The 11,897-nt window shown below is 53.2% G+C and carries 9 protein-coding genes; all 9 read left to right on the forward strand.

Annotated features, from left to right (window positions below; genetic code table 11):
- Positions 1-28 precede the first annotated feature (28 nt).
- The 9 genes from HY282_18565 (at position 29) to purL (ending at position 11,883) form a co-directional block, all read left to right on the forward strand.
- A complete protein-coding gene (locus HY282_18565; protein MBI3805760.1) occupies positions 29-2,251 on the forward strand; it encodes a methyl-accepting chemotaxis protein in 2,223 nt (740 codons plus the stop codon).
- A 101-nt stretch (positions 2,252-2,352) separates the two neighbouring features.
- Complete coding sequence (locus HY282_18570) at positions 2,353-3,504, forward strand: response regulator (GenBank protein MBI3805761.1); 1,152 nt, start codon at positions 2,353-2,355, stop codon at positions 3,502-3,504.
- Between the two features lie 25 nt (positions 3,505-3,529).
- Positions 3,530-5,599: a HEAT repeat domain-containing protein gene (locus tag HY282_18575; GenBank protein MBI3805762.1), complete on the forward strand. Its 2,070-nt coding sequence runs from the start codon at positions 3,530-3,532 to the stop codon at positions 5,597-5,599.
- The gene (locus HY282_18580) at positions 5,596-6,450 is read left to right on the forward strand and encodes a protein-glutamate O-methyltransferase CheR (protein ID MBI3805763.1); all 855 of its coding nucleotides are present in this window, start codon (positions 5,596-5,598) and stop codon (positions 6,448-6,450) included. The genes HY282_18575 and HY282_18580 overlap by 4 nt, the downstream gene beginning before the upstream one ends.
- Positions 6,451-6,463: 13 nt before the next feature.
- Positions 6,464-7,546, forward strand: coding sequence for a chemotaxis-specific protein-glutamate methyltransferase CheB (cheB, locus tag HY282_18585; protein MBI3805764.1), 1,083 nt, complete (start codon positions 6,464-6,466; stop codon positions 7,544-7,546).
- A 64-nt stretch (positions 7,547-7,610) separates the two neighbouring features.
- Positions 7,611-8,459: a GAF domain-containing protein gene (locus HY282_18590; GenBank protein ID MBI3805765.1), complete on the forward strand. Its 849-nt coding sequence runs from the start codon at positions 7,611-7,613 to the stop codon at positions 8,457-8,459.
- Complete coding sequence (locus tag HY282_18595; GenBank protein MBI3805766.1) at positions 8,452-8,829, forward strand: response regulator; 378 nt, start codon at positions 8,452-8,454, stop codon at positions 8,827-8,829. Before HY282_18590 ends, HY282_18595 begins: the two co-directional genes overlap by 8 nt.
- Positions 8,830-8,860: 31 nt before the next feature.
- Positions 8,861-9,580, forward strand: coding sequence for a phosphoribosylformylglycinamidine synthase subunit PurQ (purQ, locus tag HY282_18600; protein ID MBI3805767.1), 720 nt, complete (start codon positions 8,861-8,863; stop codon positions 9,578-9,580).
- Between the two features lie 80 nt (positions 9,581-9,660).
- Complete coding sequence (gene purL / locus HY282_18605) at positions 9,661-11,883, forward strand: phosphoribosylformylglycinamidine synthase subunit PurL (protein MBI3805768.1); 2,223 nt, start codon at positions 9,661-9,663, stop codon at positions 11,881-11,883.
- Positions 11,884-11,897 lie beyond the last annotated feature (14 nt).

Raw genomic sequence — 11,897 nt, forward strand, 5'->3', positions numbered from 1 at the left:
ATTATTCTTCCCAAAACACGAGAGAAAAATGAAACAGTTGAGAGTCTATTTCGCGAATCACCTGCAGGCAAAGATCCTGGCGATCATCTTGACCTTTTTGCTGTGTGGATTTGGATTTCTCTATTATCTTCTCTCGGAGCGAATCGAGAAATATGCGATCTCACAATCGCACGATAAATCCGAAATGCTCGCATCGTCGATTCATCGAACGCTGGACCGAAGCATGGTCAACTTCAGAGCCGATATCGCAAGACACATCATCCAAGACTTAAAAGATATTCCAGGCATGGTCCGAATTCAAATCATACGGGGAAAAACCGGAAATGGCACCCAGGAAGCCTTTCAAGATTTCACGACATTGGAGGATGTGAAGACAAGGGTTCCGGGAGGTCTTCGTCCGGAATGGATCGGCAATCACCCGAATAAAGAGCATAATTTGGCGGACGGCGTGACCACGACCGAATTCCGGACCGCGTTCCGCGAGTATCAGCAGGATCCGACGCGCCCCGACACCTATTACTTCGAGAAAATCGGCGACCAAAATGTGATGACCTACTTAAAGGCCCTTCCCAATTTTGACCGTTGTTTTCTTTGCCATAACTCGGACCATAAGCTTCGCGGCGTTTTGATGATTTCCACCTCAATCGATGGAACCTATCAAGACATCCGGGAGCAAAAGAGGAATCTCTTCATCATTTCGATGGCCACCCTCTTAACCACCGGATTCTTGCTGAAGTTCTCGATGGGGCGGCTCGCGATGAAGCCGCTGATTAAGGTGTCGGAGCGAATTCAAGATATTGCAGGGGGTGAGGGGGATCTTTCGAAAAGATTGGAGGTGAAAAGCAGTGATGAAATTGGAAAGCTCGCGGGCGGGTTCAACCTGTTTGCTGAAAAGCTCGCAAACCTGATCTCCCAGATCTTGGGAGCGGCGCGAAAGGTCTCATCCACCTCCAGCGGCGTTTTACAAGGAAGCCGAGAAATCATGCAAGGGGCGGAGATTCAAATCAATGCCACGGAGGCCACCTCCGTCTCGATTGAGCAGATGAACAGCAGCATTCGCAACGTCGCGGAAACAAGCGAGAGCTTGGCGGGCATCTCCAAAGAGAGTGCCGAAGCGATCCAACAGATGAGCGTTGCGATGGATGAAATTGCAAAGAATATGACGGTCCTTAATTTGTCGGTGGAAGAGACCTCCTCTTCAATTCTATGGATGTCCTCTTCCGTAAAAAAGATCGACGAGAATGTGGAGACGCTGCTGGGAGAAGCCGAGACGACCTCCTCGGCGATGATCCAGATGGACCAGTCGCTCAAGGAGATGCGGGACAGTATTCATCAAACAGTCGACCTCTCGAATCAAGTGAGCGTGAATGCCGACACCGGAAAGAGAACCGTTGAGATGACGATGGAGGGGATGGCACGAATTAAGGAATACTCCATGGAAGTATTTGAAGTCATCCGCAATCTCCAGAAACAAACTGAGAACATCGGTCGGTTCCTCAGCGTCATCGATGAGGTTGCGGAGCAGACCAACCTTTTGGCATTGAATGCGGCGATTATCGCGGCGCAGGCGGGAGAGCATGGAAAGGGATTCGGCGTGGTCGCAAACGAGATCAAGGAACTCTCCGACCGGACCGCCTCTTCCACGCATGAGATCCATGAAATTATCAAAGCGCTGCAATCCGAAGGGAAAGTGGCCGTTCAGGCGATCGAGGTCGGAACGACTCGCGTCGAAGAAGGGGTTCAGTTTTCGAAATCGGCCCATGAAGCCCTCGGCAAGATTGTCGAGAGCATCAGCCATTCCACGCATCGGGTGAATTTCGTGGCCAATACGATGGAAGAGCAATCGAAGGCTGTCAAGCGGGTAACCACCTCGATGGAACGGGTCAACCAGATGGTGCATCAAATTGCGAGAGCGACCAATGAGCAGAGCAAGGGATCTGAAAAAATCATTGAAGTCACCCATAAGATGAAATCGATCACGCAAGGATTGCAATCGGTCTTATTGAGTCATTCGAAAGGGATGAAAAAAGTCCGAGAAACGGTGGAGGAGGTCTCTCGCCTGGCCCAGGAGATTGCCAATTCGACCTTTGATCAGAAAGGGCAAAGCGAAGAGATTATGCATGCGGTCGATCAGATTAAAAAGGTGACGCACGAAAATGTCGACACGGTCGGCAAGGTTGGTTTTGCGGTCGAAGAGTTGATGCAGCAGGCCCAACAGTTGGAAGCGGAGATTTCAAGGTTTAAGCTCTAGCGCAGAAAGATCGATACTGATTTCGAAAAGGAATTTCTAAGCGGGACTTCCGGGGAGAATCACCGCTCTCCCGGAATTCCGTTGGTGAGAAGGAGTAGGGAATGACTATACTTTGTCCGAAGTGTCAATTAAAGCTGACCATTGATATGAAGCATCTCGACGATGATACGGCGCTCGTCTGCATCGGGTGTCGCTCCATATTAAAGGCGAGATTGGAGATCGATATCCTGGCAGAGCCCAAGGAAGCCTTGCCGACTAGGAAATCGCCCCCTTCGGTGGAACGGTCCGGTTCTTTGGCGGAGCGGTCCATCCCTCCCGCCGCCGAGAGATCCATTCCTCCTCCTGCTCTGGAGAGATCCCTTCCCCCGGAGAGGTTGTCCAGAGAGGAGACCTCTCAAAACGGGGTCGTTTCTTCAACGGGTGATCCCCGAAAAGTGGTCGTGGCGATTGATGGCGAAGGGACCAAAGAGTTGGTCCGTGAGATTCTCGCCAGCGCGTCCTTCAATATGATCGAAGCGAATTCAGGAAAGGAGATCCTCTCGTTATTGAATCGTCATCATCCTGCAGTGGCCCTGATCGATATCGGCCTTCCGGATGGTCTTGGAAGCGACTTTTGTAATTTGATCAAGAAAGATTCGCGGTTGAAGGGAACGATCGTAATTCTGCTGGCGTCTATCTATGACAAGAACAATAAATATCGTCGGGAACCGAGCTCTCTTTTCGGGGCGGATGATTATATCGAGCGGCACAATGTTGAGAAGGACCTTCTGGTCCAAATTAAAAAACATCTGAATCGGATGGGTGGCCGGCCGATCTTGGCGACCGCTGAGCCGCTCGAAATGGAGCCGACCGCCGATCCTCTCATGGAGAAAGAGACTTCCTTTACCCCTTCTAAACCGGCCATTGAAGATCGGGAAAGTACATTTGATTTAGAGCAAACATCCGATTCGGTGACGGAAGAGAGCTTTTCCCCTCCCCCGGTAGAGGCGCCTCCGCCGGTGAAGGAACCCAAAGAGGTTGAGGATGCCCGACGGCTGGCACGCATTATCGTTTCGGACATCGTGTTGTACAACAAAAAGAAGGTCGAGGAGGGACTCCGGTCCGATCGATTTTTTGAATTACTCAAAGAAGAGATTGAGGAAGGGAGGAAACACTATCACTCCCGGGTTGCGGAGGAACTAGAGAGAAGAGACGATTTTTATAAAGAAGCTTTTGATGATTTTATTCTGAAGAAGAAGGGAGCGCCTTCCTGACCCTTGTCGATCAGATCGGGCATCGATGAAATCGATTCAAGAAGAAATAGCGAACTTGAAGAGCGACCAGGTTGAAACCCGGCTCTGCGCCCTAAACGCGTTGGCCGGACTCCCGGCCGGGGGCGCGATTGATTATGCCATTGCTGCCTTGTCAGATGGAGAGTGGCGGGTTCGGAAAGCAGCAGTGACCATCTTGGCGGAGCAGGTCGACCGGAATCGGATTGTCGGTCAGCTGATCGACCGGCTCGGCCAGGAGAAGCAGGCCGATGAGAAAGGCATCGGCGAGAAAAATATCGGAATGAGAAATGCCGTGGTCGAAGTCTTTATTCAAATCGGCAATGCGGCCGTGCAGCCGCTGCTTCTGTCTCTGACCGGGGCTGATGCCGATATCCGGAAATTGATCATCGACACGCTCGGAGAAATCGGGGATAAGCGGTCGGTGCCCGACCTGATGAAATTTCTCGCGGACGAAAATGAAAATGTGGCGGCATCGGCCGTGGAGGCGTTGGGAAAGTTAAGAGATCCCGCCGCGGTGCTGCCGCTGGTGGAGATATTAAAAAAGGATAACCCTCTCCTCGTTTTCTCGGCAATGCGGGCGCTTCAACAGATCAGGGATATCCGGGCGGTCGAACCGCTTATCGAGATTTCAAGTAAACAGATCTACCGGAAGGGTGCGCTGGCGGCCTTAGGCGCTCTCGGCAATATGGAAGCGGTCCTTACCATCCTTTCGGCGCTCCAATCGGGGCCAAAGGGAACCCGGTACGCGGCCCTTAAGGCGCTTATCGCCTTGGCAGGAAGGCAATCGGAGGCCGATCGGATTCGCATTCAAAAGGCGACCCGGAAAATCTATGGCGAAGAGATCTATTCTCTATTAATGGGAACCCTTCAAGACCCAGATCCATCTTTGCAACGGGCGGGAATCTGCGTGCTCGGATGGGTGGAAGAGGTCCGGGCGACCTCGCCGCTTCTTGCACTGGCTCTCAGTGAATGTCAAGAAGAGGTGATAACGGCCCTTGTGGAGATCGGGAAAAAAGGGGTTGATCGGCTGATTTTGCATTCCAAGAGCCAAGAAGAGGGGGTTCGAGAGGTCATCGCCAAGGTCCTCGGGAGGGTGGAAGATCGCAAATCGGTTCCGACGCTGCTGGAGTTGATCCGAGACAGCAACGGCCATATCCGCCAGGCCGCAGCGATCGCATTGGGAAGGATGAAAGATCCCTCAGCCATTGAGCCGCTGCTGCCACTGCTGGGAGATCCCTATCCAAATGTCCAAGAAGCGGTGGTAAAGGCACTCCTTCAAATGAAGGGGGATTTGTCGAGGGAGATTCTCCTCCCATTTCTCAGAGATGAGAGCCCCGCCCTTCGCTCCAGTGCACTCTTTATTCTTGGGCAGCTCGGGGCACCGGAAATGATTCCGTTATTAGGGTTGCTGCTGAGAGACCCGGAGACGGAAATTCGCAAGATCGCAGTGGAAGTATTAGGCGCTTTCGATTTGCCGGAGCTGTCGGAACATCTTCTGCTGGCGCTCGGAGATGAATCGGCGGAAGTCCGATTGGCGGCGCTCAAAATGCTTTTCCGGAAAGAATGCCAGCAGCTTCCCGATTTGATCGAGAACCTTCAGCCGCTTTTGAACGACGAGAATATTTGGGTTCGATCGGCAATTCCTCCTCTCCTCGCGCGCCTGGAGGGAGAGAAGACGCAGCGGCTGCTTCTCGAATTGCTGGCAGATCGGGTGGGGGTCGTAAAAATTGCCGCCTTGTCTGTGCTTGGAGAGCGCAGAGAGAAGGTCTTCCTCCCGCTCGCTCTGGCCGAAACGAATAACCGGGACATCGATGTCAGGAAGGCCGCGATCCTCGCGCTCGGCCGCCTTGGGGAGCCCTCTGTCCTCCCGCTGCTTCAACGTTTCTTGAGCGATCCCAACTGGACGATACGGGTGGCGGCCATCCATGCCATCGGCTCTCTCCGCGACCGCGCCTCGATCCCTTTTCTGAAAGCGATTGCTCATTCAGACGAAGACATGATGGTGAAAGAGGCGGCGCAGGCGATCCTATTGCAGATTGGATCAGGGCAGGGGCCGACGCTGGCTGGGAACGAATGAATATTGGAGAGAAACAGATCGTTCTCAGCGAGGAGGTATTTCGCCTTCTTCGAGACATGATTTATGAGCTCTCCGGCGTCTATTTCTCGGAAGATTCTAAATACATCATGGAGAGCCGGCTACAGCAGAGCGCGCGAAGACGGCAGTTTGACAACTTTCGCGACTATTACTACTTCCTCAAATACGATCAGAAGCGGGAGGAGGAGCTCGCTTCGCTGATCGATATCTTGACGATCCATGAGACCTACTTCTTTCGGGAAAATCAACAGCTGGAGACCTTCCGGCAGGAGGTTCTTCCCGAGTTGCTTCAGGTTGAAGCCAAGAAGAAACGATTGAAGGTCTGGAGCGCTGGCTGTTCGACCGGTGAGGAGCCGTATACATTATCGATGTTGTTCTTGGAGAATCCCTCCCTTCAGAATTGGACCGTCGACATCTACGCGAGTGATATCAGCCAGAATGTGTTGCAATTTGCACGGAGGGGGATTTATCAGCCTTCCGCTTTTCGTGCGACCGATGCCTATTTTCAAAAGAAATATTTTACAAAGGAAGGAGCCGGTTATAAAATCAGTGATCAGGTAAAAAAAAATGTCTCTTTTCTTTATCTCAACCTGAACGACCAAGACAAATGGATTCTGCTCTCCGGTATCAACATTATTTTTTGCCGGAATGTAATCATCTATTTCGACCTGCCGGCCAAGAAGCGGGTCATTGAGGGGTTCTATGAAAAACTGAAAGCGGGCGGATATCTCTTTCTCGGCCACTCCGAGTCGCTGATGAACCTTTCGACGCGGTATGCATTAAAGCACTTTAAAAACGACCTGATTTACCAAAAACCGTTTCTTTCGAAGTAGGGGTAAGAAGCATATGGAAAGAAAAAGCCTGTCCCGTCCCGAGGTCAATCTCCTCATCGTTGATGATTCGCCGTTGTTCAGGCAGTTGGTCAACGTGGTCGTTCAGAGATTTAAAAATCTCAGCGTGATTGGATTGGCCGAGAACGGGGAGAAGGCGATGAAGAGCGTCGTGGAAAACAAGCCGGATGTGATCCTCCTCGACCTGGAGATGCCGCATATCGATGGGTTTACCTTTCTGCGTTGGCTCATGGTTTATTATCCAACCCCCGTACTGGTGATTTCAGCCCGGTCGGACGGCTATAGCGTATTTAGAGCGCTTGAATTGGGGGCGTGTGATTTTTATGAAAAGCCGTCGGGTAACGCCTCTTTGCTGGATGATCCGATGGAGTTGATCACCAAAATTGAAACCATCTCAAGCATCTCGCGTGAAAGCTTGTCAAAGAAATATGCGAAGATGGCAAAGATCCAATCCAAAGATGAATTGTCGAAGCCGTTGTCCAAAAAGAAGGAGGGGGTCTCACGGATTCTCGCGATCGGCGCCTCGACCGGCGGGCCGCCGGCCTTGGTGGAAATTATTTCGAATCTTCCCAAAACATTTCCGATGCCGGTGGTCGTCTCTCAACATATGCCGGCGGGATTTACCAAGTCTTTTTCAGAGCGTCTGAATAAGCTCTCGCACCTGCCGGTTTCCGAGGTCGACGGGGGAGAGCCGCTCGAACCGGGCCGCGTCTACATCGCTCCCGGGGGACACCATCTCATTTTCGAGAAGCGGGGTTCTCGGATTTATACCTGTTTGAAGAAGAAGGGAGATGGAGATCGGTATGCTCCATCGGTCGACCTGATGATGTCCTCTGCCTCCGACATTTTCGGTCGCGGGGTATTGGGTCTCCTTCTCACCGGCATGGGAGATGATGGAAAAGTAGGACTGAGTAAGGTCAAGGAAAAAGGGGGGATGACGATTGCAGAATCGGAAGAGACTGCGGTCGTATTCGGAATGCCTCGCGAGGCGATAGAAGCCGGGGTGGTCGACCGGATTTTGCCGCTTCACAAAATGGTTGCTGAGATTAATCGGTATGGCCGGTCGGTTCCCAAATAGGGTTGGCGTTTGAATGGGGGTGTGATATAATCCACCGGCCTTCCCACCTCGAAGGTAAGGAGATATGGAGCGAAGAGAAAACGACCTGTCGAAAAAAGCGGAAGAATTCCTCCGCGTTTTCAAAAAAGGGGAGGAGTTTACACAAGAGCTGCTCAAGGAAAATGAGCGGCTCCGCTATAAGCTTTTGAAGCTTGAGGAAGAGAACAATGCGCTGAGCCAGCAATACAGCCAACCTCAAATTCAGCAGTTACAAGAACGTCTCGCCGAGGCGGAAGAGGAGCGAAAGCGTCTCTCCGATCATTTCAGGGTGGTTGAGGAGGAGAACAAGAATTTCGCAACCAAATACGTAGAGGTCGAAGAAGAAAACAACAATTTGGCGAACCTCTATGTGGCGAGCAATCAGCTCCATTCGACGCTCGATTTCGAAGAGGTCTTGCGGACCATCATCGAAATTATGATCAATCTCGTCGGTGCGGAGCGATTTGCCCTGATGTTATTGGACGAGGCATCCGGAGTCCTCTCTACCATTGCATCCGAAGGGATGGAAGCAAAAAGCCCTAAAAAGGTTCGGATCGGCGAGGGAATCATCGGCCGGGCATTTCAAAGCGGCGAAAACTTTTTTGAGGAAGATTTAAGCAGAACCGAGACGGAAGGGGAGATCCATCCGATCGTCTGCGTTCCGTTAAAGATTAAAGATCAGACCCTGGGGGTCATTGCCGTCTTCACGCTTCTCGAGCAAAAGAAGAAAAAATTGACTCGGGTCGACGAAGAGCTCTTCGGGATGCTGGCGGGACATGCCGCTACCGCAATTTTCAGCGCCAAGCTTTACTCCCAGTCGGCGAGGAAGTTATCGACGATCCAAGGCTTTATTGACCTTCTGAGCGGGCAAGATTCACGGGGGCAAAATGGCTGAGATTCGTTTCCTCGTGGTAGAAGATTCGCCGACGATGCGGCAGCTGATCACATTCAGCTTAAAGAGAATTCCGAATTCAAAGATCGTGGAGGCGAGCGACGGCGTTGATGCGCTGAAGAAGTTAAGGGAGAATCGCTATGACCTGATCGTCTCGGATATCAACATGCCGTTGATGGACGGTCTAAAGCTGGTCAGCATGATCCGGAATGATCCGACCTACCGTTCTATTCCGATCGTCATTGTAACGACGGAAGGGTCTCAAGCCGACCGGGATAAAGGGCTTGCTTTAGGCGCCAACGCGTATCTGTCAAAACCGATTCAGACCAATGAGCTATTGAAGATCGTGAAGGAGCTCCTAAAAACGGAATAGAAATTTAATAAATTTACAAATTGAGGAGAGAATGCGTTTCGGAATCGTTGTCTTCCCCGGCTCTAATTGTGACCGCGACTGCCACTATGTGACGCAAGGGGTTCTCAAAGAGCCGACCACCTTTATTTGGCATAAAGAGACCCGGCTTCCCGAAATTGACGCACTGATCATACCCGGCGGATTTTCTTACGGTGATTATCTGCGGGCCGGTGCCATCGCCCGCTTCTCGCCGATTATGAAAGCGGTGGTTGACTTCGCCGCGCGGGGAGGCCATGTACTCGGGATCTGCAACGGCTTCCAAATTTTGGTGGAAGCGGGGTTGTTGCCGGGGGCGCTCCGGCGCAACCGTTCACTTAAGTTCATCTGCAAGACGGTCCATGTCCGGGTCGAAAACAACCAGACCCCTTTCACGTCGCTCTATCAGCCGGGGCAGATCCTCACCCTTCCGATCGCCCACGCCGAGGGGAATTACTTTATCGATGATGCCGGTCTGGCGCGCCTCCGCGAGCGAAACCAGATCATCTTTCGGTATACGAGCGCGGACGGGGTCGATTCAGAAGCGGCCAACCCGAACGGATCGATCGATCAAATCGCCGGCCTCTCAAACGAAGCGGGAAATGTCCTCGGCATGATGCCCCATCCGGAACGGGTCTCCGATCCTCTGTTAGGCGGTGAAGATGGTATCAAGCTTTTTCAATCCCTACAACGCGCCCTCCCCTCCCCGGTAGGAGGAACAACGGGGCGCAAATAGTTTTGTTCAATTGATATCGACCCATCCCCAGCAGCCTGGGGTCCTTTAATCAACCCTTCTAACCACAACGGCAGGCATCCATGGCAGACGTTCAGCAACGCCGACCTTCTTCTCATCCGTTAACGGATGAAGAGTACAAAAAAATTCTTGATTTGCTCGGACGAGAACCGAATTCGACCGAGCTTGCGATCTTTTCGGTTATGTGGAGCGAGCACTGCAGCTATAAAAGCTCCAAGGTGCATCTCCGGAAATTCCCGACGCAGGGAGAGCATGTCATTGAAGGCCCCGGAGAAAATGCGGGGGTCGTCGATATCGGGGACGGATGGGTCGCCGTTTTCAAGATCGAAAGCCACAACCATCCCTCCTTTATCGAGCCGTTTCAAGGGGCGGCAACCGGCGTCGGCGGGATTCTTCGAGATGTGTTCACGATGGGGGCGCGGCCGATTGCATTGATGAACTCCCTTCGCTTCGGATCGCTCGAACAGCCGAAGAACCGCTATCTGCTCGACCGGGTGATCGAGGGGATTGCCGCCTATGGAAATTGCATGGGGGTGCCGACGGTCGGAGGGGAGATCTACTTCAACGACATCTACTCCAAGAATCCGCTCGTCAATGTATTCTGCCTTGGGATCGCCAAGCGGGAAGACATCGTCAAAGCGGCGGCCGGCGGGGTCGGAAACCCGGTCATTTACGTCGGATCGAAGACCGGTCGAGACGGCATTCATGGGGCGACGATGGCGAGCGCCGAGCTCGGCCAGTCGGAAGAAAAGCGGCACACGGTTCAGGTGGGAGATCCCTTCACCGAGAAGCTCCTGCTGGAGGCCTGCCTGGAGGTGATGCGGACCGGTGCGGTCATCGGCATTCAAGACATGGGGGCGGCCGGCCTGACGAGCTCCTCTTCCGAGATGGCGCATCGCGGCGGAACGGGGATTGAAATCGATGTCTCGAAGGTCCCGAGTCGCGAGCCGGGAATGACGCCGGAAGAGTTTATGATCTCGGAATCGCAGGAGCGAATGCTCCTGGTGGCAACAAAGGGGAGGGAGGCGGAGGTCGAAGCGATCTTCCGGAAGTGGGACCTCGATATCGCTGTCATCGGAAAGGTGACCGCCGATCGGATGCTGACGATCAAGAATGGAGATCAAATGGTCGCGCAGATTCCGGTGGCTGCGCTGACTGCCGAGGCCCCGGTCTATGAACGTCCGATTGAGACCCCCCGTTTTCAAGAGCTCATCCAATCCTTTAACATTGATTCCCTTCAGGAGCCGAAATCTTATTCCGAGGCGCTCAAAAAACTCCTTTCATCGACCACCATCGCAAGCAAAGAGTGGATCTATCGCCAATACGACCACATGGTCCAGACCAACACGGTGATCGGGCCGGGCGGGGGGGATGCGGCGGTGGTTCGAATCAAAGGGACCGATCGCTCCCTGGCGATGACGGTCGATGGGAACAGCCTCTACTGTCTTCTCAACCCCTATTACGGCGGGGCGATTGTCGTCGCCGAGGCGGCGCGCAATCTGGTCTGCGTCGGGGCCAGACCGATCGCGCTGACCGACTGTCTGAATTTCGGCAATCCGGAGCGCCCCGAGACGATGTGGCACTTTGCCGTCTGCATTGACGGAATGAGCGACGCCTGCAACCGGTTCGGTATCCCGGTCGTCAGCGGTAACGTCAGCTTTTATAACGAGACGCGGGGGCTTGGGATCTATCCGACGCCGATCATCGGCATGGTCGGATTGATTGAAGGGATGAAAACGCCCCTGACGGCCGGGTTTAAGGCGCCGCATGAGGTGGTGGTTTTGGTTGGAGAAACGCTGGAAGAGCTCGGAGGAACCGAGTACCTCCGGTTTTTCCATAATCAAGAACGGGGGTATCCCCCGCTGCTCCACTTCGAGAAGGAAAAGGGGGTCCAAAAGGTGGTCTTAACCGCCGCCCGGGAGGGGATTCTCTCCTCCGCGCATGATTGTTCCGAGGGGGGATTGGCCGTTGCGCTCGCCGAATCTTGTATCTTGTCATCGGCCTCGGTGGGTGCTATGATTGCGCTAGATCCGGGGGCTGTCCGGACCGATGCCTTCCTTTTTGGGGAGTCTCAATCGCGGATTGTGGTTAGCCTCCAGGAGCGGCATCTGGACAGATTGCGAAGCTTGATCGAAGAGGCCGGCGTCGCCTATTCGATCTTGGGGACCACCGAAGGAAACGCGCTCAAGATCCATTTGCCGGGCAAGAAAGATCCTTTGATCGACCTCTCCCTCCCTGAGATGAAGGAAGCCTATTCGAGGGGCTTAACAACCTATTTGGAATAAGCCGGGTGAAGCAA

The sequence above is a fragment of the Candidatus Manganitrophaceae bacterium genome (assembly GCA_016200325.1).
In the GTDB taxonomy this organism is placed as follows: domain Bacteria; phylum Nitrospirota; class Nitrospiria; order SBBL01; family Manganitrophaceae; genus Manganitrophus.

Excerpts from the sequence above, each read along its gene's own strand:
- HY282_18565 (MBI3805760.1), top strand. The coding sequence starts at position 29 with ATGAAACAGTTGAGAGTCTATTTCGCGAATCACCTGCAGGCAAAGATC.
- HY282_18570 (MBI3805761.1), top strand. The coding sequence starts at position 2,353 with ATGACTATACTTTGTCCGAAGTGTCAATTAAAGCTGACCATTGATATG.
- HY282_18575 (MBI3805762.1), top strand. The coding sequence starts at position 3,530 with ATGAAATCGATTCAAGAAGAAATAGCGAACTTGAAGAGCGACCAGGTT.
- HY282_18580 (MBI3805763.1), top strand. The coding sequence starts at position 5,596 with ATGAATATTGGAGAGAAACAGATCGTTCTCAGCGAGGAGGTATTTCGC.
- cheB (MBI3805764.1), top strand. The coding sequence starts at position 6,464 with ATGGAAAGAAAAAGCCTGTCCCGTCCCGAGGTCAATCTCCTCATCGTT.
- HY282_18590 (MBI3805765.1), top strand. The coding sequence starts at position 7,611 with ATGGAGCGAAGAGAAAACGACCTGTCGAAAAAAGCGGAAGAATTCCTC.
- HY282_18595 (MBI3805766.1), top strand. The coding sequence starts at position 8,452 with ATGGCTGAGATTCGTTTCCTCGTGGTAGAAGATTCGCCGACGATGCGG.
- purQ (MBI3805767.1), top strand. The coding sequence starts at position 8,861 with ATGCGTTTCGGAATCGTTGTCTTCCCCGGCTCTAATTGTGACCGCGAC.
- purL (MBI3805768.1), top strand. The coding sequence starts at position 9,661 with ATGGCAGACGTTCAGCAACGCCGACCTTCTTCTCATCCGTTAACGGAT.